This is a genomic window from Limnochorda sp. (assembly GCF_047459355.1).
Classification (GTDB): Bacteria; Bacillota; Limnochordia; order Limnochordales; family Limnochordaceae; genus Limnochorda.
In genome coordinates this window covers 203,367-227,808 of the sequence record NZ_VSCV01000001.1, presented here as the reverse complement: position 1 = coordinate 227,808, position 24,442 = coordinate 203,367, and the positions used below count along the sequence as shown (strand labels likewise).

General features: G+C 70.0%; 24 protein-coding genes, 1 pseudogene and 1 riboswitch. All 25 genes and pseudogenes read right to left on the bottom strand.

What is annotated here, in order from left to right:
- Window positions 1-49: 49 nt before the first annotated feature.
- Window positions 50-271, bottom strand: a pseudogene (locus tag FWJ67_RS01115) (Rrf2 family transcriptional regulator); the annotation flags it as partial.
- A complete protein-coding gene (gene fliD, locus FWJ67_RS01110) occupies window positions 261-1,625 on the bottom strand; it encodes a flagellar filament capping protein FliD (protein WP_414482532.1) in 1,365 nt (454 codons plus the stop codon). The gene fliD and the pseudogene FWJ67_RS01115, both read right to left, overlap by 11 nt.
- A gap of 44 nt (window positions 1,626-1,669) precedes the next feature.
- Window positions 1,670-1,906 carry a flagellar protein FlaG gene (locus tag FWJ67_RS01105; protein WP_304171997.1) on the bottom strand — a complete coding sequence of 79 codons (237 nt, stop codon included), beginning with the start codon at window positions 1,904-1,906 and terminating at the stop codon, window positions 1,670-1,672.
- Window positions 1,907-2,317: 411 nt separating this feature from the next.
- Complete coding sequence (csrA, locus tag FWJ67_RS01100) at window positions 2,318-2,602, bottom strand: carbon storage regulator CsrA (RefSeq protein ID WP_369686545.1); 285 nt, start codon at window positions 2,600-2,602, stop codon at window positions 2,318-2,320.
- A 69-nt stretch (window positions 2,603-2,671) separates the two neighbouring features.
- A complete protein-coding gene (gene fliW / locus FWJ67_RS01095; protein ID WP_304171999.1) occupies window positions 2,672-3,121 on the bottom strand; it encodes a flagellar assembly protein FliW in 450 nt (149 codons plus the stop codon).
- A 35-nt stretch (window positions 3,122-3,156) separates the two neighbouring features.
- Entirely contained in the window at window positions 3,157-4,104 is a 948-nt protein-coding gene (gene flgL / locus FWJ67_RS01090) for a flagellar hook-associated protein FlgL (RefSeq protein ID WP_414482531.1), read from the bottom strand.
- Between the two features lie 47 nt (window positions 4,105-4,151).
- Complete coding sequence (gene flgK / locus FWJ67_RS01085) at window positions 4,152-5,579, bottom strand: flagellar hook-associated protein FlgK (protein ID WP_414482530.1); 1,428 nt, start codon at window positions 5,577-5,579, stop codon at window positions 4,152-4,154.
- A gap of 86 nt (window positions 5,580-5,665) precedes the next feature.
- Window positions 5,666-6,070 (bottom strand): hypothetical protein, encoded by a 405-nt coding sequence (locus FWJ67_RS01080; protein ID WP_414482133.1) that lies wholly within the window; start codon window positions 6,068-6,070, stop codon window positions 5,666-5,668.
- Window positions 6,057-6,434: a flagellar biosynthesis anti-sigma factor FlgM gene (gene flgM / locus FWJ67_RS01075; RefSeq protein WP_304172007.1), complete on the bottom strand. Its 378-nt coding sequence runs from the start codon at window positions 6,432-6,434 to the stop codon at window positions 6,057-6,059. Before flgM ends, FWJ67_RS01080 begins: the two co-directional genes overlap by 14 nt.
- A gap of 134 nt (window positions 6,435-6,568) precedes the next feature.
- Window positions 6,569-6,973 carry a hypothetical protein gene (locus tag FWJ67_RS01070; RefSeq protein WP_304172009.1) on the bottom strand — a complete coding sequence of 135 codons (405 nt, stop codon included), beginning with the start codon at window positions 6,971-6,973 and terminating at the stop codon, window positions 6,569-6,571.
- A 14-nt stretch (window positions 6,974-6,987) separates the two neighbouring features.
- Complete coding sequence (locus FWJ67_RS01065) at window positions 6,988-7,830, bottom strand: ComF family protein (RefSeq protein ID WP_414482132.1); 843 nt, start codon at window positions 7,828-7,830, stop codon at window positions 6,988-6,990.
- The gene (locus FWJ67_RS01060) at window positions 7,827-9,335 is read right to left on the bottom strand and encodes a DEAD/DEAH box helicase (protein WP_414482529.1); all 1,509 of its coding nucleotides are present in this window, start codon (window positions 9,333-9,335) and stop codon (window positions 7,827-7,829) included. The genes FWJ67_RS01065 and FWJ67_RS01060 overlap by 4 nt, the downstream gene beginning before the upstream one ends.
- Before the next feature lie 60 nt (window positions 9,336-9,395).
- Entirely contained in the window at window positions 9,396-9,992 is a 597-nt protein-coding gene (locus FWJ67_RS01055) for an NUDIX hydrolase (protein ID WP_414482528.1), read from the bottom strand.
- A gap of 16 nt (window positions 9,993-10,008) precedes the next feature.
- Window positions 10,009-12,261: an ATP-dependent RecD-like DNA helicase gene (locus tag FWJ67_RS01050; protein ID WP_414482527.1), complete on the bottom strand. Its 2,253-nt coding sequence runs from the start codon at window positions 12,259-12,261 to the stop codon at window positions 10,009-10,011.
- Between the two features lie 75 nt (window positions 12,262-12,336).
- Entirely contained in the window at window positions 12,337-12,618 is a 282-nt protein-coding gene (locus FWJ67_RS01045; protein ID WP_304172019.1) for a helix-turn-helix domain-containing protein, read from the bottom strand.
- Window positions 12,619-13,002: 384 nt separating this feature from the next.
- Complete coding sequence (locus FWJ67_RS01040) at window positions 13,003-13,818, bottom strand: response regulator (protein ID WP_414482128.1); 816 nt, start codon at window positions 13,816-13,818, stop codon at window positions 13,003-13,005.
- Entirely contained in the window at window positions 13,725-14,924 is a 1,200-nt protein-coding gene (locus tag FWJ67_RS01035) for a sensor histidine kinase (RefSeq protein ID WP_304172024.1), read from the bottom strand. The genes FWJ67_RS01040 and FWJ67_RS01035 overlap by 94 nt, the downstream gene beginning before the upstream one ends.
- 12 nt (window positions 14,925-14,936) lie before the next feature.
- Window positions 14,937-15,734: an S-methyl-5'-thioadenosine phosphorylase gene (locus tag FWJ67_RS01030; protein WP_304172026.1), complete on the bottom strand. Its 798-nt coding sequence runs from the start codon at window positions 15,732-15,734 to the stop codon at window positions 14,937-14,939.
- 14 nt (window positions 15,735-15,748) lie between these two features.
- Window positions 15,749-16,681, bottom strand: coding sequence for a pseudouridine-5'-phosphate glycosidase (locus FWJ67_RS01025; protein ID WP_304172028.1), 933 nt, complete (start codon window positions 16,679-16,681; stop codon window positions 15,749-15,751).
- Between the two features lie 30 nt (window positions 16,682-16,711).
- The gene (locus FWJ67_RS01020) at window positions 16,712-17,506 is read right to left on the bottom strand and encodes an alpha/beta hydrolase family protein (protein WP_414482127.1); all 795 of its coding nucleotides are present in this window, start codon (window positions 17,504-17,506) and stop codon (window positions 16,712-16,714) included.
- Entirely contained in the window at window positions 17,506-19,206 is a 1,701-nt protein-coding gene (locus FWJ67_RS01015) for a hypothetical protein (protein WP_414482126.1), read from the bottom strand. Before FWJ67_RS01015 ends, FWJ67_RS01020 begins: the two co-directional genes overlap by 1 nt.
- A complete protein-coding gene (locus FWJ67_RS01010) occupies window positions 19,203-19,982 on the bottom strand; it encodes a glycosyltransferase family 2 protein (RefSeq protein ID WP_414482526.1) in 780 nt (259 codons plus the stop codon). Before FWJ67_RS01010 ends, FWJ67_RS01015 begins: the two co-directional genes overlap by 4 nt.
- Before the next feature lie 22 nt (window positions 19,983-20,004).
- Entirely contained in the window at window positions 20,005-21,756 is a 1,752-nt protein-coding gene (locus tag FWJ67_RS01005; RefSeq protein ID WP_304172194.1) for a glycoside hydrolase family 13 protein, read from the bottom strand.
- A gap of 83 nt (window positions 21,757-21,839) precedes the next feature.
- A complete protein-coding gene (gene metK / locus FWJ67_RS01000) occupies window positions 21,840-23,018 on the bottom strand; it encodes a methionine adenosyltransferase (RefSeq protein ID WP_304172036.1) in 1,179 nt (392 codons plus the stop codon).
- Between the two features lie 90 nt (window positions 23,019-23,108).
- A riboswitch (SAM riboswitch) is annotated at window positions 23,109-23,219 on the bottom strand.
- 55 nt (window positions 23,220-23,274) lie between these two features.
- Window positions 23,275-24,399, bottom strand: a complete 1,125-nt coding sequence (locus FWJ67_RS00995; protein WP_304172038.1) for a DUF4931 domain-containing protein — start codon at window positions 24,397-24,399, stop codon at window positions 23,275-23,277.
- Window positions 24,400-24,442: the final 43 nt, after the last annotated feature.

Genomic DNA, 24,442 nt, shown 5'->3' with positions numbered 1-24,442 from the left:
AAAGCTCATGGGCCCATCGCCCCTTCCGATCCCCATCGATGTAGTAGCCCCCGCCCGGACCCCGGCGGGCTGAGACCAACCCCAGCCCTTGGAGGGTCGCCACCTGCTCCCGCACGTAGGAGGGCGTCACGTTCAGCTCCCGTCCGATCTCTGCCGAGGAGACAGGCTGGGCGTAGCTGGAGTCCCGTTCGTCCAGCACCCGGAGGATCTGGAGGTGGATCTCCTTCAGTCTGGCGGCGACCTCATCGTCCTGGCGACTCTTAGCCGCCACGGCTACCGCCCCCAGCCGCGATCGCGCTGATCTGGGCCAGCTGGCCCGCCAGGGCGGTCGCCTGGGCGTTGAGCGTGGCGAGCATCTGCTCCATGCGGATGAACTGGGCCCGCATGGTCTCCTCCCGGCGCTGCAACCGCAGCTCGAGGCTGTCGATCTGATCGTTGATGTCGTCGATCATGCTGCGGTACATGTTCTGGCGGGAGGAGATGAGGCCCGACGAGCGGGTGTACTGCTGGATCAGATCGACCGCCCGCTGGGCCACGCCCGTGATCCCGCCGTCCTCCTTGACAGAGAAGAGCCGTTGCACCGCCAGCGGATCCTCCGCCAACTTCTCCCGCAGGACCGTTTCGTCCACGGTGAGGGTGCCTTCCCGGGTGGTGGTGATCCCAATGAGGGCCAGCTGGTTAAGGCCGCCGCCGGTCCAATCGGAGCCGACGGGCTCGGTGAGGGCCGAGCGCACCCGGGAGACCAGCTGGATCAAGGCCGAATCGCCCTGAAGCACCGCGTCCTTGGCCAATTTTTCCTGGGAAAAGGTGTAGAAGCTGTTGTATTGATCCACCACGGCCTTGATCTTGTCCACGATCCCGTCCAGGTCCTGACTGACGGTGATGGTGGTGGCCCCAACCGCCCGGAGGGTGAAGGTGACCCCCTCGATGGCGTCGGAGATCTCATTGGTGCTGCGGGTGATGACGAGGCCGTTGAGGGTGAACCGGGCGTCCTGGGCTTTTTGAAGTTCCTCGGGGTTCGTCAGGCCCAGCTCCCCGAGGAGCGCCTCATCGGTCCCAGCGAAAGCGATGGTGGCCTTCTCCCCGGTCGCCACGCCTTCGAGAACCAGCCGCAGGTTCTCCCCGTCCACGTTGACGACGGAGGCCCGGACGTTCTTGGCCTGCTCGTTGATGGCCTTGGCCACCTCGTGGAGGCTCGCCCCTGCCTGGAGGGTGATGGTCTCGACATCGCCGTCCCCCACCTGCAGTTCGAGGGTGCCGCCAGCCTGGAGGGTCCAGTCTTTGGCGAGAGGACCACCCGCCATCACGTGATTCTGGGCCAGTCGCTCGACGTCGAGCGTATAGGTCGCCGGCACTCCCGAAGACCGGACCGACGCGGTGGCCACCTTCTCGTCGCTGGAGCTGGCCTTCATGGCGGAGTAGAGGTTGGCGTCCAGCAGGTCCTTCAGCTTGGTCTCCAGGTTGGAGAGCCGGGTGTTTACATCCCGCCATGCCGACTGCTGCTCCTCGATCCGGCTCACCTTCTGCTGCATCAAGCGGATGGGCCGCCGCTCGATGTTCATGAGCTGCCGGATCAGTTCCTCAGTGTCAATCCCGCTGATAATCCCGCTGAAGTAGATGGACACGGTCCAACCTCACCTCCACGCCGGTGGCGCCAACGGCCTGAGGCTCAAACCCGCCGGTCGATCTGGAGTCCCAGGAAGGCCTGAATGCTCCGGGCCACCCGGAGCATCTCCTCCGGAGGAACCTGCCGGATCAACTCGCCCGTGACCCCATCGCGGATCTCCACCACGATCCGCCCCGACAGCTCGTCGATCCGGTAATGGAAGTCCCGAAAGATGGGGATGGTTTGCTCGCCGTCTTCCACCCCTTCAGTTGGTGCCGGCTTGGTCCCGCTGGGATCCAACGGCTTCCGTTCCCAGAACCCGCCGACCTCGCCGTGCGGCCAGACGGGGTCGACACGGTTTGTTGAGAGAGCACGTCCGTCCACCATGCACTCCACCTCTCAGCGGGGTGGGCCGAGAGGATGCTTCTGGTACTGGTATCGAAGCGGCGGCGGAAAACTTTAGGAGGCCCAGGGCCCGGAAAGGTCCGTAACACCGCAGAGAACGGCCCTTTTCCACTTTGGTGGAGTCGAGGTCCCGGCCCCCGTGGGAGAGAAGCGGACCAACCTCCACAGCTGAGACGAGCTGAGGCGCGTGCTGTTCCGCGGCGGCTTGCGGGCGGCATGGGAGCAGGTTGATGGGGGACAGGAAAGGCAGGCCGGAGGACGATGGGCGGCGGGGCTGGCAGCCAGTTGGGCGGGTTGATGGGTCGTTCAGGCCTCCGGCTTCCGTTGGGCTGCGCCGTCCGTCTCCGCCTGGCGGCGGCTTTTGTCCAGCAGGGTGTCCAGCTCACCCAGCCGGCCAGGATCGCCGGCCCGGAGGGCCGCCCGGCGGTTCTCCTCCTGGATCTCCCGGTAGATCTCTTCCCGGTGAACCGGGATCTGGCGGGGGGCATCGATGCCCAGCTTCACCTGGTCACCCTGGACATCGACCACGACAATGCGAACGTCGTCGCCGATCATGATGCTCTCGTCACGCTTCCGGGTGAGGACCAACATCGGAGCACGTCCCTCCCTGGACATCAGCGCCGACGTCCGTGGCTTGTCCGCCGTTGGTTGGACTGGTGCCTATCCGGCCCGCACCGCCGTCCACCGTCCGTCGAACAACGGCTGGCGCGTCGGATAGTCTTCCTCCTCGAGCACCCTCTGCATGCCGAGGCGGCGCGACCGGTGGATGAGGACGGGCGCCTTGAGGTTGGCCGTCGCCTCTTCCACCCGCTGGGGCAGGGTGACAATGGCGTAGACCTCGATCTCATCCGAATCATTCGGCTCAAGCTCGCCCAAGTCCTCGCGCCGCAGGTTGACCCGATAATCGGGGAAGAAGGGCCGGGGATCGACCAGGATAAAGGCCAGGTCGGGCTCGTCCACCGCTTGGAGGAAACGGAAGACACTGCCAGGGCGATGATCCAGCAGGGCGTAGCGGCGAATCCCTTCGAAGCCGATGATGCCCGAGGGGAAGGTGATCAGGTTCTCTTCGCTCACCTCGATCCTTCCGAATTGGGTTGTTTCGATCTCCATAGTTCTGCCCCCTTGCCCGGCCGTCCGGGCTGCCATCACCTCAGGTAGTCTGCCAGGTTCGGCTGCAAGACCCGCGCCCCCACCTGCAAGGCTACCCGGTAGGCATACTCCTGCATGGCAAGCTCCATAACCTTCTCCTCGATTTCCACGTCCTCGTTTTTGGAGAGCAGCTCCCGGAGGTTGATGGAGAACTCCTTCATGCGCATGTCGGCCATCTCAACCCGGTTGGTGCGAGCCCCGGTGACGGAGCGAGCGGAGATGAGCCGGTCGAGCGCGTCGTCGAGGGCCGCCAGGTCGGTACTGCCAACTTGCGTTGGGTCACCGGCACCCGAGAGATTGTATCGGACCGACTCTAACGCGTTGAGCGCGTCGAGGAAGACGCCCCCCGTAGCCGTGGATGGATCCTGGTCGTCGGCGTTCTCAGCGTCAGCCGCCAGCACATTGATCACCAGGTCGGCTTGCGGTCCGATGCGGTAGACGTGCTGGCCGAAGTCCCCTTGATATCTAAACTCCCGCTTGGCGTCGGTCTGGCCTTCCACCCTGAAGACACTACCACCCATGTTGACCCGAAAGCCCGCAAAAAGCTTCCTGCCTTCGTGCTCACTGTCCGCCACCTGGAGAAGCGCCTCGATCAGCTGCTCAATCTCGTCGGCGATGGCCTTGCGAGCCTCGTCGGGAAGGGTTCCATCGGCGCCCCGGACGGTCAGCTCCCGGGCCCGTTGCATAATGGTGGTCGCCTCGTTGAGTGCGGCTTCCGTGGCGTTGAGCCAAGCCAGGGCGTCCCGCAGGTTGGCGTCGTAGCGGGCCGTCTCGTTCAGCGACCGGCGAAGATCGTAGCTCCGGGCGATCCGGGCCGGATCATGAGACGGGAGGCGGATCTCCTTCCCCGAGGAGAGCTGGTCGTTCAGCCGGTCCAGCCGCCGCATATTGCCCATGAGGTTCTGCAGCACGTGGGTGGCCATCATGCCCTGGGTAATCCGCATCCAAACTCACCTCCGCGGGGGCTAAGCACCGCTCCGCCCAACCTTCTTTACAGGCCGACCCGGCCCGTCCGCAGGATCAAGTGCTCCAGCATGGAATCGACCGCCGTCAGCACCCGGGCCGCCGCAGCGTAGGCATGCTCGAAGCGGAGCATGTTGGTCAGCTCTTCATCGAGGGAGACGCCCGAAACCGACGCCCGTTGATCCTCCAGGTGGTTGAGGAGAACCGTTTGGGTTTCAACGCGCACCTGGGACTCCTGGCCCATGGAACCGACTCGAGCCAGGAGGCTCTCCATCGCTTCGTCAGCGGTCATGTTCAGATTGTCCAGCTTCTCCTTGGCAAGCTCGGCCATCTTCTTTGCCGTATTCCCATTGCCCGGATGGGGAACCGGATCGTTGTCGTCACCGCTGCGAGAGTCGGCTGCTGCAATGCGCCGGGGCTCCGTGATGGCAAGCCGGATATCCCAGGCACCTTCACCGGCGAAGAAGACGTCTCCTAGCTGGCCATCGAGGTCGTACCCGCCCGTATGGACCGCATTCACGCTGGCAATGAGAGCTGCAGCCAGATCATCCAAGTCCTGGATCCAACCCTGGATATGCGTATCCCGCAACTCCACCATGGCCTGAAGCTTGGAGGTGCCCAAGTTCGCGAGATCACCGTCGGGCCAGATGACCTCCACGGCGTTGAACTGGGGTTGGTCGCCCTGGGCGTCATCAGGGAAAGGCTTGGTCCGCGTCTCCAGCCGGTACGCCCGGTCTCCATCGACCAGCATGTGGTCCCCCATGCGGACGCTGATCTGGCCATCCTTGCCGTCTTCGATGGTGAAGCCGACGATGGTGGAGAGCTGGCGGAGGAGCTCATCCCGCTGGTCCATCAGGTCGTTGGGCTGCTGGCCCAGGCGGACCACCCGGGCAATCTCCTTGTTCAGCTGGGCGATGCGGCTGGCCAGGGTGTTCACCTCGCCCACCTGGACCTCGATCTGCCGGTTCAGGTCCAGCTGGAGCTCGTAGAGCTGCTGGCGGGTGTGGCGGAAGGCGTCGGCCACGCCCCGAGCCCGTTCCAGGACGACCTCTCGCTCGGGGATGCTCTCGGGCCGCTTGGCCAGCTCGTTCCACGCCTCCCAGAACCAGTCGAGGGCCTGCCCGATCCCGCTTTCGGTGGGCTCCATGAGGAAGCGCTCCACCTGGCCGATCCGACCGGCCATCTCCTCCCAGTAGCCCAAGCTCATCTCTTCTTGGAGAAGCTGGATTTGGGTGAAGGCGTCGTGCATCCGCCGGATCTGGACCACGTCCACGCCCGTGCCGAGGTGGCCGTAGGGCGGGGCATCCAAGGAGGGGGTGGCCCGCAAGTCAGCCACCTGCCGGGTGTACCCCGGGGTGTTGGCGTTCCCCACATTGTGGCTGATCACCCAGAGCGCCCGCTGGTGGGTCATGAGCGCCCGCTTGCCAATCTCAATGCCCAAGAACGTCCCAGCCAAGGGAAGCTCCCCCTTCCACGCCATGCCGGGGACGCGGCGACCCCCATACCCGTCCCCGCCCGGCCTTCCAGCCGGCCTCGGAGCTGTCAGGCTTGCTGATCGATGATGATCTGGCCGCTTCCTGGCTTGAGGCGGCCGTCATCGGAGTAGGTTGGGTTGGCAGGGCGCAGGTGCGCCAGCATGAACTGGACCCAGTGGGCCTCCTGTTCCAGAAGAGCCTGGTTGGTCTCGTACAAGGTGCGAACCCTCTGGGCCAGCCGCCGCTCCTCCGGGCTCAGCTCGGCCGGATGATCCGGCTCACCATCACGGCCCGAGGCCCCGGCTTCCTCCTCCTGCTGGGCGGCCCAGGCCGTCACCTCCGCCTCCAGGGCCTCGGTCACCTCCAGGAGGACGGTGGGCCGGCGCTCCCGGATGGCTTCCTGCTGCCGCTGCAAGAGCTCCTCCAGCCGCCGGAGACGAGCGGACGCCCCCGGGGCGTCAGGGCGAGCCATGGGACGGCCCCTCCCCACCCTCGGGGGCTTCCTCTGCAGCTTCAGCCGGCGGCAGGTCGGCAGCGAGCCGATCGACCAGGAATCGGGCGACCATCTTCTCGGCCACCTTGGCCGAGTCGACGCGGTAGGTGCCGGCTTGGATCGCCTTCCGCAGCTCCGCGACCCTCGCCTCCCGGACATCCGGCAACCCTTTGACCAGCTCCCGGAGCCGCTGGAGCTCCTGCTGCTTCTCCAGGGCTTCCTTGGACAGGGTGACGGTGTCGGGGCGAGGCCGCACACTGCTCGGGCTCGCCTTCACCCCTTGCGTGCCCTGCATCCGGTAGATGCTGAGCACCCGCTGAACCTGCGCCTCGGAGACGATCATGCTCCACCTCCACCCCCGCCGTTGCCGGCTCACTCTACCCTTCGGCAACTGCCTCCCCGAACTTTACGGAGGCCGCCGCTTCCCTGGCTGAAGCCTCGCCCAGCGCCGCGGCCCCGTGAAGCGCCGGGGAGCGCCTACCGGCGGAACCGCTCCCGCCGCTCCTCGATCCAGCTCCGCCCCAGATGGAGGCGGGCCTTCTCCGTGGGCGGCGGTGGGGCCGTTCCGGCCGCCGCCTCCAGCTCCCGCAGGCAGTCGGAGCAGAGGCGGCCCGTGCTGATGGAGGCGCCGCACCGCTCACAGTGCAGGGCGTCCGGGTCACCCACCAGCTCCAGCCGACCCTCCCGGAGAAAGCGCCGGATCTGATCGGGGTCCACGCCGGCCCCCTCGCTCACCTCACGCAGGTTGGCCTGGGGGTGCTCCCGGAGGTAGGCGCGCACCCGGTCGAAGGCTTCGGCCTCCTGCTTCCGGCAGTCCGGGCAGACCGAGCCCAACCGGCCGTCCATCAGGTTGCCGCAACGAACACAGTTGCGCAAGGCCATGGGGATCCCATCCTTCACGTGCGAACCCGGTCTTTCGTGGAAACTTCCGACAACCCCGCCCCCGCTCCTGCCTCCGGGGTGACGGCTAAGGTGAGCACCTCCACCCGCCGGGCCCCGGCCTCCAGGAGGGTGCGGGCCGCCTCCCGGCAGGTGGCCCCGGTGGTGAGCACATCATCCACCAGGAGAATCCGACGTCCCCTCACCCTTTTCCCATCGGTGACCACGAAGGCCTTCTTCAGGTTCCGCCGCCGCGCGGCCTCGTCCAGCCCCACCTGGGGCAGGGTGGGCCGGCGTCGCCGGAGCACGTCAGCCGCCAGGGGCCGGCCGATGGCCGCCGCCACTGGCCGGGCCAAGAGCTCACTCTGATTGTACCCCCGGCTGGCCAACCGGTCCGGGTGGAGGGGGACGGGCACCACCAGGGAGACGGTGAGGAAGAGGAGCTCCTCCCGGGCCAGAAGGCCCATGAGCCGGCCCAGGGGGAGGGCCAGCTCCGCCTCGCCCCGGTACTTGAGCCGGTGGATGGCGGCCCGGATCCAGCCGCGGTAGCTGGCGACGGCCCGCGCCCGCCGGAACGGCGGCGGGTCGAGGCGGCACCGCTGGCAGTGCACCGGCCCACCCAGGAGACCGATCAGGGCCCGCTGGAGAAGCCGGGGCAATCGTCCAAGCTCTTCGCCGGCCTCCTTGGCCCCGACAGGCTGGCCACACTGCTCACAAAGGGGTTCCACCAGCCGGGGCAAAGCATCGAGGCACGCGGCGCAGAGGGGATCGCTCCGCCAGCTCAGCCGCCCGTCCCGGCAGATGAGGCAGAGGGGCGGCTGGGGGTAGAGCCAGTCCACCCCCACCCGGGCCAGCCTCACCCCTCCCCCACGGGGCTCGGGCCCGCCAGCAGCCCCGCCCGGGCTGCCCTCCGGTTCATGGCCCGGATGGCGGCCACCGCCCGCAGCGCGGGCCATGCAGGCCGTGTGCCGGCAAAGAGGACCCGGCCATGGGGGTCCTCCCAGCTCCGGCCCGCCCGGCCCGCCATCTGGACCAATGCCCCGGCGTCCCACACCGGGTGCTCAGGGAAGAGGACCAGCACATCCACCGCCGGCAGGGTCACCCCTCGCTCTAAGAGGGACGTGGTGACCAGCACGCCCGCTCCGCCGTGCCGGAAGCGGTCCACCTCCCCGTCCCGCTGGGAGTGCCCCGCCCAGACAGCCCCTACCGCCTCCCCCAGAAGCCGCTCCATGACGGGAGGCAGGGCCTGGGCCAGGTGGACGGTGGGAACGAAGATCACCAGACGCGCGCCCCGGGCGCGCGCGGCGGTCATCCACCGCACCAGCCTCGCTGGCCAGGCCCGGGGATGGGACCAGACCAGGAGCCGGGGGTCCCAAAGGAGCCGGGGCTCGGGGAGCGGGTGGCCGTGAGGCCGGACGGGCAGGAAGGTGAGCCCGGCCCGCCGCCGCCAGGGGTGCACCCGGCGGCGGAGCCACGGGGGCGGCGTCGCCGTCACCCAGAGGCGGCGGGCCCCCGGCAGGGCCGCCCCGTCCACCGCCCGCTGCAGCACCTGATGGTCCCGGAACGGGAAGGCGTCCACCTCGTCCACCGCCACCAGGTGGAAAGCCCGGTGGAAACGGAGGCACTGGTGGGTGGTGGCCACCACCAGCGGCGCCCGGGGGTCGGGCCGGTCCTCCTCGGTGTGGGAACCACCGTACCAGGCAGCCACCGGCACCGGGGCCACCGCCGCCCGGATCCGGGGGACCAGCTCCCGCACCACCTCCCGCCGGGGGGTGGCGATGAGGGCCCGGCCGCCGGCTCCCACCACCGCGGCCGCGGCGTGGAGGAGGATCTCCGTCTTCCCCGCCCCGCACGCGGCCCACAAAAGCATCTCCCGCGGGCCGTCGGAGGCGGTGGCCCAGCGGGTCAGGTGGTGGGCCACCGCCTCCTGGGCCGGCGTCAGGGGGAAAGGAAACCGGGGCCAGGGATGACCCGGTTCGCCGTCGCTTTGGAAGCCTGCCCCCGGGGCTGGGGCCTTGGGCCGCGGCGCTCCGCCAGACAGCAGGGGGAACCGGTAGAGGTGATCGCAGCCCCGGGCCGGCCCCAGGGGCGCGCACTCCTCGCAGTAGGGGCATGTCCAGCGGCCACACCGGCCACAGGGGGCGAGTTGCACCGAGCGGCCGCCACACCGGGCGCAGCGCCACCCCGGCCACTCCCGGGCGATGGCCGGCACCTTCTCGGCCATGCCGGCGGCGACCGCCCTTTCGGCCGCCTCCAGGGCCCCGTCGCCCGCCCGTCTGGGGTCCGCCAGCTCCCGCCCCAGGAGGGCCCGGCCGGCCCAGGCCGCCAGCAACGGGTCGAGGTCTGGCAGTTGAGGATGGGACACACGAAACCCTCCCGCCCCTGGGACGGCAGACCCGGGGAAGGAGGGTGGGGTTGGGACAGATCAGAGGTTCTCTTCGGCGGCGGGGCCGGCCTTCCTCCCAGGTGGCTCCAGCTGGAGGTGCTTCAGCTCGCCCTGTGCACCGTACTCGATGGTGCCCAGCCGCGGGACCCCGTCGGCGGGACCCAGGAGCCAGGGGAGGAGCCGCCGGTCCACCTCGGGGATGGGGGCCGCCTCCAGCTCCGCGGGGGTGAACCACCGCAGCTCCCCCTCGACGCCGGCCCGGGGCGGGCCGGGGGCGGCGGTGCCGCGGAAAAGGAAAAGGAGCCAGTTGTAGGCCGGGTGGGGGCCGGTCTCGGCGGTGACGAGCCGCAGCTCCAGCCGTTGGAGGGTCAGCCCCGTCTCCTCCCGGATCTCCCGCCGGATGGCCTCGTCGGGCGCCTCGCCCGGTTCCACCTTGCCGCCCGGCGCGGTCCACAGGCCACGGAAGGGCTCTTTGCGGCGGCGGAGCATCAAGTACCGCCCATCCCGCTCCACATAACAGAGGGCGCTGGGGCGCTGGCGGGCGGGATCCTGCCAGAGGTGCTCCAGAGGCACCCCCAGGTCCAGCCCTTGCCAGTACCGCTCCAGGGCGGGGCGCCACGCCTGGGGATCGTGCACAGGACGCATCCCGCGGTCACCGCGGCTCATCGGGCCGTGCCACCGCCTCTCGCAGCCGGGCCGCCAGGCGGCTGGCCCGCACCTCCACCGCCTGCGGGCCCCGGCAGTACCGGACCAGGGCATCCACCTGGCCCACCAAGACCACCATCCGCTTGGCCCGGGTGATCGCGGTATACAGGAGGTTCCGGCTCATAAGGGCGGGCATCACCCAGACGATGGGCATCACCACCACCGGGTACTCGCTCCCCTGGCTCTTGTGGACCGAGGTGGCGTAGGCCAGCTGGAGTTCCTCCAGCTCCCCCGACGTGTAGAGCACCTCTTGGGGCTCGTCGGTCTCGTCGAAGACGACGGTGACCGTCTCCTCCTCGGGGTCCACCGCGACCACCCGCCCCAGCTCGCCGTTGAAGACCATCTTCTCGTAGTTGTTCCGCACCTGCATCACCCGGTCGCCCACCCGGAACCGCTCCGGCTCCCCTTCCAGCCCGAGCGCGGTCACCTCCGCCTGCCCGGGCCGGCCCGGGTTGAGGGCCTCCTGGAGCCGTCGGTTGAGGGCGTCGGCCCCGTTGGGCCCTTTGCGGGTGGCGCAGAGCACCTGGATCTGGCCCGGTGGGAGGTCCGGCAGGAAGGCGGGCAGCCGCCGCTGGACCAAGTCCGTCACCAGATCGGGGATCTCCTCGGGCTCCGCCTGGATGAAGAAGAACTCACCGTCAGGCTTGTTCCAAACGGGCAGCTCTCCCGCCCGGATCCGGTGCGCGTTCTGGACGATGAGGCTCTCGGCCGCCTGGCGGAAGATCTGGCGGAGGCGGACGCTGGGGACGACCTCCGCCTCCAGGAGGTCCTGGAGGACCTGGCCCGGGCCCACCGACGGCAACTGGTCCGCGTCGCCCATCAGAATCAGCCGGGTGGGCGGGGCGATCGCCGCGAGGAGGCGGGCGAAGAGGGGCAGATCCACCATGGAGAGCTCGTCCACCAAGACCACGTCGGCCTCCAGGGGGTTGGAGCCGTTCCTGAGGAACCGGCCCCCCACCCCTGGCACGTAGGTGAACTCCAAGGTGCGGTGGATGGTGCGGGCGGGCAGCCCCGTCGCCTCCTGGAGCCGGCGGGCCGCCCGGCCCGTGGGCGAGGCCAGGACCAGGCGCTGCTGCCGGGCCTGGCACCAGGCGGCGATGGCCCGGGCGAGGGTGGTCTTCCCCGTGCCCGGCCCGCCGGTGATGATGACCACGGGCTGGGTGAGGGCCTGGCGGAGGGCCTCCCGCTGCTCGTCGGACAGCTTCAGGCCGCTGCGGGCCTCGGCCAGGGCGATCTCCGCCTCCCACGAGCCGGTCCGCTCCCCTGACCCGCAGGGCGGGGCGGCCGGAGCCGGGCGCTCCAGGAGGACTTGGAGCCGGCGGCAGACCTCCACCTCCGCCTCGAAGAGGTAAGGCAGGTAGACGGCGGGATCGCCCTCGCCTTCCACCACCACGTGCCCTCGGACCCGGGCCGCCTCCAGGGCCTGTTGGAAGCCCTCGGGCGGCACGCCTTCCTGAACCACGTGCTCCTCCAGCTCGCTCTGCCGCAGGAAGGTGTGGCCAGCCAGGGCGGCCTCTTGGAGCCGGTAGCGGATCAGGGCCTGAACCCGCTGGGGGCTGTCGGGGGCGATGCCCAACGACCGGGCGATGCGGTCCGCGGTGAGAAAGCCCACACCCCGGACGTCGTAGATGAGCTGGTAGGGATCCTCCTTGACCCGGGCGATGGTCCGCTCCCCGTAGGTTTGGTGGATCCGGGCCGCCAGAGCGGGGCCGACGCCCAAACCCTGCAAGAAGATGAAGCTCTCCCGGGTCTCCCGCTGAGCTTTCAGGGCCTGGTGGATCTGGCGGGCCTTCTGACGGCCGATGCCGGGCACCTGGGTGAGACGCCGGGGGGAGTCCTCGATCACTTCCAGGGTGCGGGCGCCGAAGCGTTCCACCAGCCGCTTGGCCAGCACGGGGCCCACCCCCGGGATGACCCCCGAGGCCAGGTACCGCTCGATGGCCTCCACGCCCGTCGGCTCCACCACCTCCACCGCATCCGCCTCGAACTGGCGCCCGTAGCGGGCATGGTCGGCCCAGCGGCCGTAGAACCGCACGGGCTGGCCTTCCTTGAGCTCGGGGAGGTGGCCCACCACCGTCACCCGGTGACCGTTCTCGTGCTCCAGACGAAGGACGGTAAAGCCGTTGTCGGGGTTCCGAAAGGTGACGCGAGCGACCCGACCGTCGAGCCGGTCGGGTCGTTGCCGGTCGGATGGGTTCACCGTCGTCGCCCCCTGAACCGCTCTCTCACCGCTTCGACGGTGCGGAGCCGCCTCCTGCCACCCTGAGGTTGCAGGTCAACGCTCCGACCAAGACGCGGAGCCGGGGGCCAGGTCGTCCCGGAGCTGGACCACGCCCAGCCGGAGGGCGGTCACAGCGACGCGCGTGCGGTCGTCCACGCCCAGCTTCCTGTAGATACTGCTCACGTGGTTCTTGACAGTGTGAGGGCTGATATAGAGGGCGGCGGCGATCTCCCGATTGGTCAGACCGTTGGCCAGGAGCTCGAGAATCTCCCGCTCCCGGGCCGACAGATCCTGAATCCCCCTCGCCATCCGTTCCTGTTCAGGCCGTCGCTCCACGTCAGATCCCTTCGTCTCGGTAGCGTAAGGAGGGCTTGGCTCCTTCGCTGCCCAGCGTATGGCATCCCGCGGACGAGTGTGTCAGGCCTGAACTCCCGCTCCCCGGCATCCTTCCCGGCCCACCCCGGCAGACATGGAAGGATGAATCCGGGAGGGACCGGGGACCCGGTGACGTGGGGTCGATCACCGGGTCCCCGTCGTGCCGAGAGCGCTGCACGACGCCAGCCGGGAGGCTGGTGTCGGGCGCCCGTCCGCACCCGGATCTGGATTTGGGGATCGGGTTATGTATTTCGGTCGGCACGCGAGGCTGGGGAACCCTCGCTGAACCATGACGTCTCCGGCCGACCTGCTTGTCTTTATTGTATGAGTGGAGGGTTGTCCTGGCTATCCGACCAAAGACTCATTTTCGCTGGCCGGATCGCCCGCGTCTTGGGACCTTGGTCCCAGACGGGGTCGCTCCACCAGGCCCTGGCTCAGGGCGAGGACCGCCGCCTGGGTCCGGTCCTGGACGCCCAGTTTGGCCAGGAGGTTGGTGACGTGGTTCTTCACCGTCTTCTCGGAGATGAAGAGCTCTTGGGCAATCTGGCGGTTGGTCTTGCCGTGAACGATCCCTTCCAGCACCTGCCGCTCCCGGGGTGAGAGGTCGTACGTGGGCGGCTCAGGCGGCTCCGGCGCCGGAGGGGGGCCGGGTCGGCTCTCCACCAGCCGGTCGAGGAGGCGGGCCATCATCTTGGAAGGGAGCACGGCCCCGCCGTCGGCCACCTCCCGGATGGCGCTCACCACCCGCTGGGGCGCTTCGTCTTTCAGCACGTACCCCCGCACCCCCAGCCGGACCAGCGCGTTCAAGTACTCCTGGTCGTCGTGGATGGTCAGGGCGACCACCCGGGTGGCCGCCCCTTCGTCCGCAAGGGTGCGGGCCACCGCCAGGCCGCCCCCGGGCATGTTGATGTCGAGGAGGAGGATGTCCGGTTGGTGGCGATGGACCAGCTCCAGAGCGCCCTGGGCGTCATCGGCCTCCCCCACCACCTCGATGTCAGGCTCCATGGAGAGCAAGGTGGTGACCGCCTGGCGGATCAAGGGGTGATCGTCGGCGATGCCAACACGGATCAGCTCCCGCTCCCCCTCCCTGTCGGAATCTGGACCCGGATCCGGGTCCCCTGGCCGGGACGGCTCTCCACCTGGAAGGTCCCATGTAACCATTCGACCCGCTCCCGCATGTGCATGAGGCCATACCGCCCGCCCGACCGGCAGCTCTTCTCCCGGTCGAAGCCCACCCCGTCGTCGGCCACCAGGAGGCTGACCCGGTTGGAACTGAACTCGAGGCGGACGATGATCTGCTGGGCCCGAGCGTGGCGCAAGGCGTTCTGGACCGCCTCCTGGGCGACGCGAAAAAGGGCCGCCTCCTGCTCGGGCTGGAGGCGGGTCCGCTCATCGTTGTAGTGGAAGTCGATCTGGGGCCCGCCGGACCCCGTCTGAATCCCCTCCAGAAAGCGGCGGAGCGCGGGGACCAGCCCCAGATCGTCTAGGGCCATGGGCCGCAGGTTGCTGATGATGGTCCGGATCTCCCGGAGGCTCTCCAGCACCCCCTCGCGGATCCGCTCCAGCTCCTCCGACAGGGTGCCGGGGCTGGCCCCCGAAGGGGCGTCGCCCGCGCCCCCCTTCTCCGGGAAGAGGGCTTGGACCAGGCGCTGGCAGATCTCGGCCCGGAAGGCCAGGTTGGCCAGGGCCTGGGCGGGGCCGTCGTGGATCTCCCGGGCCAGGCGGCGCCGTTCCTCCTCCACGCTGGCGATGACCCGCCGCCCCATCTCCTGCCGAGCCCGCAGGTCCTGGAGCTGGTCGCTCATGGCCTCCAGGTTCCCTTGGAGGAAGTCGAGGGCGACGCTCACCTGGGCCACCAGCACATCGGCCCGCTCCGCCAGCTGGCGGACCGTCCGCACGGTCAGCTCTTGCTCATCCCGCTGCTGGCGGAGGAGGCGCTCCCGCTCCTGGTAGGTGGCCAGGGCGAGCTGGGCCTCCTGGGCCTCCTGGTAGGCCTGGCGGATCTCGTCCTCGGTGTAGAGGCTGAAATCCCGGTTGACCACCATCAGCCGGTGCCGGGCCCGGTAGGCCTCCTGGGCCGCCCGGTCCACCTGATCGGCGATCCGCTGGAGCTGAAGCTGGAGCTCCTGCAGCCGCCGGGTGAGACGGGCCTCCTCCATCCGGGCCTCATCGGCCATGGCCTGGATCTGGGCCCGGCCTTCCTGGAGCTCGGTGGTAATCCGCGCCAGGACCTCTTCCAGCCGCTGGGAGGTGAGTTCGAGCTCCACGGGCGCGCCCCCTCAGGCGCGGGCCGTCTCCAAGGCCTGCCCGCAGGAGCAGCCGCGCTCTTGGGGCATGGCGGCGATGAGCCGCTTGAGCAGCTCCCGCAACCGGTCGGTGTTCTCCTGGAAGACCCGCAGCACGTCCTGGTGGCTGACCGGCGCCACCTCGGGATGGCCCTCCAGCCCCGCGTCGTAGTCGGTGATCAGGGCCAGGTTGACGTAGCACATCCCCAGCTCCCGGGCCAGGATCACCTCAGGGTACTGGGTCATGTTGATGACGCTCCACCCGTGGGCCTGGTACTCCCGGCTTTCAGCCCGGGTGGAGAAGCGGGGCCCTTGGATCACCACCACCGTCCCGCCGTCATGGGTCCGGAAACCCACCTCCTTGGCCGCGGCCACGGCCAGAGAGCGGAGTTCCGGGCAGTAGGGATCGGCGGCCGACAGGTGGGTGACGACGGGACCTTCGTAGAAGGTGTCCTCCCGCCCCCAGGTGCGGTTGACGAACTGGTCCGTCACCACCAAGTCCCCGGGCCGGATGTGGGCCTGGAGGCTCCCCGCCGCGCAGGGCCCGATCACCCGGGTCACCCCCAGCTCCTTCATGGCCCAGAGGTTGGCCCGGTAGTTGATCCGATGGGGCGGCAGCCGGTGGTCCTTGCCATGGCGGGGCAGGAAAGCCACCCGGCGCCCCGCCACCTGGGCCAGGGCCACCCGGTCGCTGGGCGGGCCGTAGGGCGTCTCCACCCAGACCTCTTCCACGTCGTCCAAGAAGGTGTAAAAGCCCGATCCGCCAAAGATGCCGATCTCAGCCTGTGCCATCTGGACTCCCCCCTTTAGGAGATGCTCCGGGCCGCTTGAAGGCGGGCGAATTCGGCGGCGATGGCTCCGGCCAGGCGGGCGTTGGCCTCGGCAATGACCGCCCCCACCCGAAGGGTCTCCCCTTCGGTCCGCTCGTGGAGCACCTGGAGGAGGTAGGGCGTCACACCCTTGCCCCGGATCCCCCGCTCCTCCAGCTCATACATCCCCTCGTCCACCGCGTCCTCAATCAACTCGGGATCCAGCTCCGCTCCCTCCGGAACGGGGTTGGCCACCACCAGACCCCCGCCCAGGCCCAGGGCCCACTTGACGCTCATCACCTGGGCCACTTCCAAGGGGCTCTCCACCCGGTAGTCGACGGGGCAGCCGCTGTCCTGGTAGTAGACCGCCGGAAAGACCTCGGTCCGGTACCCCAGCACCGGGACCCCCAGGGACTCGAGGGCCTCCAGGGTCCAGTCGGTGTCCAGCACGGGGCTCACCCCAGAGCAGACGACGCAGATGGGGGTCTGGGCGATCTCGGTCAGGTCGGGCGAGATGTCAAGGGTCTCCAGGACGTCCCGGTGGACCCCGCCGATGGCACCCGTGGCGAAGACGTTGATCCCCACCCGGCCGGCGACCGCTATGGTTGCGGCCACCGTCGTCGCCCCGTGCCACCCTTTGACCATCACCACCGGAAGATCCTGCTGGCTCACCTTGTACACCTCGCCCTCGGTGGCCAGCCGCTCCAGATCCTGGGAGGAGAGGCCCACTTTCAACTGGCCTGCCACCACCCCGACGGTGGCAGGCACGGCCCCCCCCTGCCGCACCGCCTCTTCCAGGGCGAGCACCGCCTGGAGGTTGTGCGGGTACGGCATGCCATGAGCGACCCACCCCGACTCCAAGGCGACCACCGGGCGCCCCTCCTTCAACGCCGCCCGGACCTCCGGCGCGATTTGGACCAGCTCACGCATGCCACCACGCTCCTTCTCTCCTGCCCAAGATCACCCCGTCGTCGGGGTCAGCTGGCGCACCAGCCACGAGGCCGTCCGCTCCAGGAGCTCCCGGCTGGCGGCAAGGCTGTCGAAGGTGTGGCCCGCCCCGGGGAGCAGGGCCAGCTCCACACCCTCCCGGGCCCGGCCCCAGGCCTGGGCCTGCGCCGGGGGCACCGTCTCATCGGCCTCGCCGTGGACCACCAGGACCGGGCCCCCATACCGCCGGAAGGCCTCCACTGGCTCCAAGTGGAGCACATCGTGGTAGAAGGCGGGCCCCAAGAGCTCCGCCCCCCACGGAACCGGCTCTCCCGCCTCCAGCTGGGCCCGGAGCTCGGGCGACAGCCAGGGGAGGACGAGCGCCTTCAGGTCGGCGACCGCCGCCCAGAGGACCAGGGCGGCCGGCTCGGGCAGGTCCGAGCCGGCCAGCTCGCCCGCCAGGAGGGCGGCCACCGCCCCGCCCAGGCTGAACCCCAGGACGGCTAGACGGTGCCGGTCAAGCTGGGCGTCCTCGGCCAAAAAGTGGTACGCCGTCAGGGCGTCGGACAGGTGGCCCGACACGCTCCGCGCCTCCGCCTCCCCGTCCGATTCCCCCGCCCCGCGAAAGTCGATCCGCAGGGCGGCGATGCCTTGCTTCGCGAGGATCCGGGCGGCCCGGACGAACAGGCGGTTGGCCTCGATCCGGTTCCCACCCAGACCGTGGAGGAAGAGGACCGCCGGGTGGGGACCGGCTCCCACAGGCCGGTGGAGCGTCCCCCGGATGGTCTCCCCATAGTTGGACAGCTCCACCCACGTCTCCATGCCCATCACCCGCCCTCCAGGGTCGGCTCTCCGGCGAGCAGCTGCCAGAGCTGAGCCGGTTCGTACAAGAAGAAGGGGTACCCCCGCTCCGTCACCACCGCCTGGGCCAGGCGGGCCGCCTCCAGCTCCTTCACCAGGTAGGCCCGGGCCGGCTCCAGCCGCCGGGCCAGCTCCTCGTTGACGGCCCGGATCGCCTGGCCCAGGGCCTTCTTGTCACCCCCGGCCTGGATCTGCTGGACCAGGGCCTCCTTCTGAGCCGTCAGAGCGTGGAGGCTCTCGTCCACGGTCAGGCCCGCCTGGGCCGCCTCCTCCCGCAGCTCCTCCTGCAGGGCGGCCACCACCCGCTGGGGGTTGTGCTCCAGGCTCCGGACCAAACCCTCCAACAGGGGCAGGCGGGCCGCCTGCTCTTGGGCGGCGGGCACCGCCAGGGGAAGGGTGGCGGTGGCCACCGCGTAGCGGGGCACCGCCCGGCCGAAGGCCTCAGGCCAGCGGGCGGCCATGAGGAAGTCGCCGATGGTCTCGTAACGGGCCCCGCCCGTCCCGTGGATGAAGAGGTCCGCCACCACCAGCCGGACGAAGAGGGTCATGGGGATGGCCTTGGGCCGGAAGGGGAGCTGGGCCCGGCCCAGCTGACGGGCCCCTTCCAGGGGATCGTCGGCCGCCACCTCGATCAGGGTCTCGGCCGTCCCGGAAGGGGTGAGGGCTCGGAGCTCGAGCCGGCTCCCGCCCGTCCGCCGCACCACCACCGGCCGGCGGGCCCACCCGCCGCCTTCGTCCACCAGGCACCAGAAGGGGATCTCGACACCCTCGTCCGTCGCCTCCAGGTCGGGGAAGGGGTTGGCCCGGGAGCGGAGCTTGTGCAGCTCCCGGTACTGGCGGAGGGCCTCGTTGTACGCCTCCCGCCACTGGGACGCCTGGGTGGCCCACTCCATCAGCCAGAGCCGGAAGGCCAGGGTCTGGCTCAGGCGGGAGACGGGGAGTTCCTGGTACTGGGTGGGTCCCGGCTGGGACGCGCCCGCCTCCCAGGCCCGGCGCACCCGGGAGAAGAAGCGGGCCACCGACTCACCCGCGTCCGGTTCCACCGCCGAGAGCCGCTCGAGCCGGACCGCCGCCTCTGGCAGCAAGGGGGCCACGCGGGCCCGGGCCTCCTCCACGAAGGCCCGCCAGGCGGCGCGGTCGGGGGCCGGACGCCGTTCCAAGGGGACGTGGTCGGGCCCCGTCCCCTGGACCACCAGCCGGGCCAGCCGGACCCGGCCGCTCCCCGGCTCCACCTCGGGGACGGGCACCGCCAGATCCTCCGTGTCCGAATCGACCACCACGTTGACCAGCTGGCCGCCCGAGGCCTCGGCCGCCTGGCTGCCCGCGAAGAGCTTCACCCACACCCCCGGATGGTAGAGGACTGGCTGGTGGCCCGTGGCCAGGAGGAGGGGTTCCTCCAGACGGACAGGCACCGGCAGGGGCGCCAGCTCCTCCCGCAAACAGCGCCGGATCTGGACCAGGGGCAGGCCCGCCATCGAGACCTTCCCCTGCAGGAGCAACCGCCGGTTGGCCCGGGCCAGGGCGGGCCACTGGGCGACGGCCGGCTGCACCAGCAGGCCCGGCCCGGCGGGCGGCTGGTCGAAGCGGGCCTTCAGGCGCAGGCCGGCGGGAAGGGTGAAGCCCTGGTCGGGGTATTCCTCCAGCCAAAGGTGCTGACAGTGGCTCATGGGCAGGCGGCCTCCCTGCCCAAGGGAGGGGCCGGCGGGAGCTTCCGGCCCAGCCGCTCGGCCTTCCCGATGGACCGCTCCCACACCTCCCGGTAGTAGGCCAGGCGGACCTCGGGATCGTCCAGGGGGCCGGGGAACCGGCGCTCAAAGGTGGGCGAGTAGACGGGCGGGACGGGCTCCTCCAGCACCGTCAGCCCCACCCGCCAGGCTTCGGCCCAAAACTCCAAGGGAAAGGCGTAGCCGTCTTCGGTCAGGTCCAGGCCGGCCAGGGCGGCCACCCGGTACGCTTTGAAGCCGCAGAAGGCGTCGGTGAGGGCGAGGCCGGTGCGGGCGTTGATCCAGCCGGTCACCTCCCGGTTGATGGCCAGCCGCTCGGGCGGGATGGGCTCCCGCCCCCGCAAGGCCGGATCCAGGTACCGGGAACCCGACAGGACATCCACCCCCGTCGCCCGGATCTTCTCCAGGAAGCGGGGAATCCAGGCAGGCTCGTGCTGGGTGTCCGCATCAATGGTGACCACGTAGGACGCCCCCCGCTCCAGGGCGACCCGGAAGCCGTCCCGGAGGGTGCGCCCGTAGCCCAGGTTGGTCCGGTGGCGGAGGAGCGCCACCCTCGGTCCTACCAGCCCGGCCACCAGCTCGGCCGAGCCATCGGTCGAACCGTCGTCCACCACCAAAACGTCCGCCCGGGTCAGGCCCAAGGTGGCCTCGATCACCTGGCGGACGGTGGCGCGCTCGTTGTAGACGGGGATGACCACCAGGTCCTGTGTTAGTCCCATCTGCCTGCCCTCCTGCGGTGGTCTACGGCAGCGCCAAGACGGCGCCGCTTCGGGGGGCGAGCCGCCCCCGCAAGCGACCGCCTTCGGCCACGAAGGAAGGGCCCCCGAACAGGTCGGGCGCCTCGCCTTCCGGGGAGACGAGCCAGCCCGGAGGCAAAGGCACGTCGAGCTCCAGGGCTTCATACCCCAGGTTGACGGCGACGGCCAGCCGCTCCCCCTGGTGCCTCCGGCCGTAGACGTACCCGCCCGTCGGGGCGTCCACCCAGAGGGTCTCCACCCGCCCCCGCCGGAGGGCGGGCCGCTCCCGCCGGAGGCGGATGGCCTTCCGGTACGTCTCCCAAAGCTCCCGGTCCCAAAGGTTCCGGTCCCAAACCATGGGCCGCCGGTTGTCGGGGTCCTCGCCCCCTCGCAGGCCGATTTCGTCCCCATAATACACCAGGGGAACGCCCGGAGAGGTCATCTGGAAGAGGACGGCCAGCCGGTGGCTGGTGCCATCGCCTGCCAGCTCCCCGAACCGGGCCGTATCGTGGCTCCCCAAGAGGGTGACCAGCGCCTGGTGGACCGGTTCGGGCAGGGAGAGGCGGCTCCGGGTCAACCGCGCGTCGAAGCGGTCCACCCCGATCCGGCGGCGGGCGAACAGATCCAGGCACGCCCGCCAGAAGGGGTAGAAGGTGACCGAGTGGAACGCATCCCCCCGCAGCCAGGGGAGGGGGTCGTGCCAGATCTCTCCCAGCAGGACCGCATCGGGCCGCTCCTCCAAGACCCCCTGCCGGAAGACCTGCCAGAACCGGAGGTCCACCTCGTTGGCCACGTCCAGCCGCCAGCCGTCGATGCCCGCCTCCCGGATCCAGTAACGACCCACCTCGGTGAAGTACCGCTGGACCTCGGGGTGGCTGGTCCGGAGTTTGGGCATGCGGGCCACCGAGGCCCAGGTCTCGTAGGTGGGCTCAGGCTCCATCTGGACGGGAAAGCGGTGCACGAAGAACCAGTCCCGGTAGCGGGAGGCCGCCCCCTTCTCCAGGAGGTCCTGGAAGGCGAAAAACTCCGGCCCCGTATGGTTGAAGACCCCGTCGAGGATCACCCGGATGCCCCGTTGGTGCGCGGCCTCGACCAGCGCCTGCAGGTCCTCCAAGCTCCCCAGGCGAGGGTCGACCTGGTAGTAGTCCGTCGTCTCGTAGCCATGATACGCCGAGGAGAGGAAGATAGGGTTCAAATAGAGGATGGTCGCGCCCAGCTCCTCCAGGTGGTCGAGGCGTTCGCGGATCCCCCGCAAGGTCCCCGGATAGCGGCCGCTCTGGCTGGGGAGCTCATCCCAACGGAGCCACCCCTCCCCCGCCGGCGGCCGGGCGGGCCCCCAGAACCGGTCGGGCATCACCTGGTAGATGATCCCGTCCTGCCACCAGTCGGGCACCTGGAACCGGTCCTCGGCGAAGAGGTAGGGCACCTCGAAAGGCCCGTCCTCGGGCGGGTCGGGCGCCAGGCCTCCCTCGCCGTACCAAAGGGTTCCCTCGGGACCCTCCAAGGCGAAGAGGTACCGGTAGCGGGGCGGGTCCAGGGTGAGCTCCGCCTCATAGTAATCGAAGAGCTCGTCCCGCCCCACCCGCGCCATGGGGGCCACCCGGTTGGCGCTGGGCGGGGCGTACCGGTCCCGGTAGACGATCCGGACCCGTTCCACATCCCCCCGGCCCACCCGCACCCGCACCACCAAGGACCGGTTGGGACCGGCGTAGGCCCAGGGAGGCTCGGGACGGTGAAAGACCGCTTCGCGTCGCAGGATGAGGTCACCTCCAGCCCAGCCTGCCTGGCCGGCGCCCGCTCCAGCGCCCGCGCCTCGAACCTGGGCCGGCCGCCGGCCGGTCAGCGGAGCTCGGGCACCAGGTCCAGCCGCTCCCAGGGCAGGTCCAGATCGGGCCGGCCGAAGTGGCCGTACGCCGCGACCTGGCGGTAGATGGGCCGGCGGAGCTGGAGCCGCTCGATGATGGCCGCCGGCCGGAAGTCGAAGACCTGGGCGGCCAGCCGGGCCAGCTCTTCATCGGGCAGCGTGCCCGTGCCAAAGCTGTCCACGCCGATGGCCAGGGGCCGGGCCACGCCGATGGCGTAGGAGATCCACAGCTCCAGGCGCCGGGCCAGACCCGCGGCCACCATGTTCTTGGCCACGTAGCGGGCGGCGTAGGAGGCGGACCGGTCCACCTTGGTGGGGTCTTTGCCCGAGAAGGCGCCGCCGCCGTGCCGGGCCATCCCGCCGTAGGTGTCCACGATGATCTTCCGGCCCGTCAGCCCCGTATCCCCCTGGGGCCCGCCCACCACAAAGCGCCCCGTGGGGTTGACCAGGATCTTGGTCTTCTCATCCATGAGATCGGCCGGGATCACCGCCTGGACCACATGCTCGATGATGTCCTCGGCCAGCTCCTTCTGGGAGATGTCGGGGCTGTGCTGGGCCGAGACGACGATGGTCTCCACCCGGACCGGCCGGTCGTCCTCGTACTCGACGGTCACCTGGGTCTTGCCGTCGGGCCGGAGGTAAGGGAGGGTGCCGTCCTTGCGCACCTGGGCCAGCCGCCGGGCCAGGCTGTGGGCGAGTGCGATGGGGGCGGGCATCAGCTCCTCCGTCTCATCGCACGCGTACCCAAACATCATCCCCTGGTCGCCGGCGCCGATGGCGTCGTAGGGGTCGTGGCTCGCCTGGCGGGCCTCCAGGGAGCGGCCCACGCCCACCGCGATATCGGGCGACTGTTCCTGAATAGAATTGAGAACGGCACAGGTTTCGGCATCGAAACCGTACTTGGCCCGGTCGTAGCCGATGGAGCGGACCGTCTCCCGGGCGATGGTGGGAATATCCACATAGCAGGAGGTGGAGATCTCGCCCATCACCAGCAGGAGCCCGGTGGTCACGCTCACCTCGCAGGCGACGCGCGCCTCGGGATCCTGGGCCAGAATGGCATCGAGGACGGCATCGGAAACCTGGTCGCACAGCTTGTCGGGATGACCCTCCGTCACCGACTCGGAGGTGAAGAATCGACGCCTGCTCTCACCCATGGGGTTCGTCGTTGCCTCCTTGGATGCGCCGTGCTGGCTCGGGGACGAAAAAACCCTCCGTTCCGGCGCCCGGAAAGGAGGCATGGGTCGCCCTCATCTGCCAGGCCAGGTGGTGGCCTGCGGGAGTTGGCACCGGACCGCACAGGCGCGGCTGGTTGCCGGGTTTCATCGGGCCCGTCCCTCCACCACTCTCGATAAGAGCTTCACGGCACAGGTCCACAGATCGCCACCATCCTAGCACGCGCCCCCCAGAGCGTCAACGCGCTGGGGGCGGGGCTGGACGCGCGCCCATGCCTGCCTCCTTGGCCGTCTCCCGGAGCCATGCGGCCGCCTGCTCGGGCGCGACCACGTTGACGTCCACCCCCGCGCCCCACTCGAAGCCGGCCGGCGTGCTCACCCGGGGGCGGAACTCCAGGTGCCAGTGGTACCCCTGCTCCAGCGCCTCCCCTTCCAGGAAGCCCCGCCCCACCCGAGGGGCCGTGTGGAGGACCCAGTTGTAGGCCACGGGACCCAGGAGCCCCTCCACCCGCTCCAGGAGCCAGCCCAGCCAGCGGGCCAGGGCCTCCCGCTCCGCCTCGCTGGACGCCTCGAAGCGGGCGCCGTGCCGCCGGGGCACCAGCCAGACCTCGTAAGGGGAGCCGGAGGCGAAGGGGGCCAGGAGGACCATCGCCTCGTCGGCGGCCACCACCCGGCTGCCGTCCTCCAGCTCCTCTTCCACGATGGTGCAGAGGAGGCACCGGCCCGTCTCCCGGTGGTGCTCCCGGGAACGGACCAGCTCCCGCCGGATGGCCGGGGGCACCCAGGGGAGGGCGACCAGCTGGCCGTGAGGGTGCTCGAGGGACGCCCCCGCTTCCTTCCCCCAGTTCTTGAAGAGGATCACCTGTTCCAGGCGCTTGTCCTGGTAATGGGCGGCCAGCCGCTGCCGGAGGACCGCCAGGATGAGGCGGCGGTCCTCCAAAGAAAGCTGCTGGAAAGGCGTCTGGTGCTCCGGGGTTTCGATGATCACCTCGTGCATGCCGAAGGCGGGCACCCGGGCCCGGCCGCCCCAGCTCAGCGGCTCAGGCCCCACCTCGGAGCGGACCATGGGGTACAGGTTGGGCACCACCCGGACCTGCCAGGGGCCCTCGCCCGGCGGTTCGGCGCCCACGTCGGCGGAACCCTCCAGCCGCTCCAGGTCGGCCGCGCCGGCCCGGAAGGTCTCGGGCGGTGTCTTCTCTTCGTGCCCCGGGCAGAAGGGGCAGGAGCGGCCTGCCGCTTGTGGGGCGCTGGACCGGGTCCAGGCCGCATGGGCCCGGGAGCCCCCATCATGGGGGCGCTGGCTCCGCTCGGCCGCGATCAGCACCCATCGTCCCGTCCATGGATCCTCCCTGAGTTCGGGCACGGACGTCCCTCCTCGCTCCGTCTTCCCCGACGCTCTCCAGTCA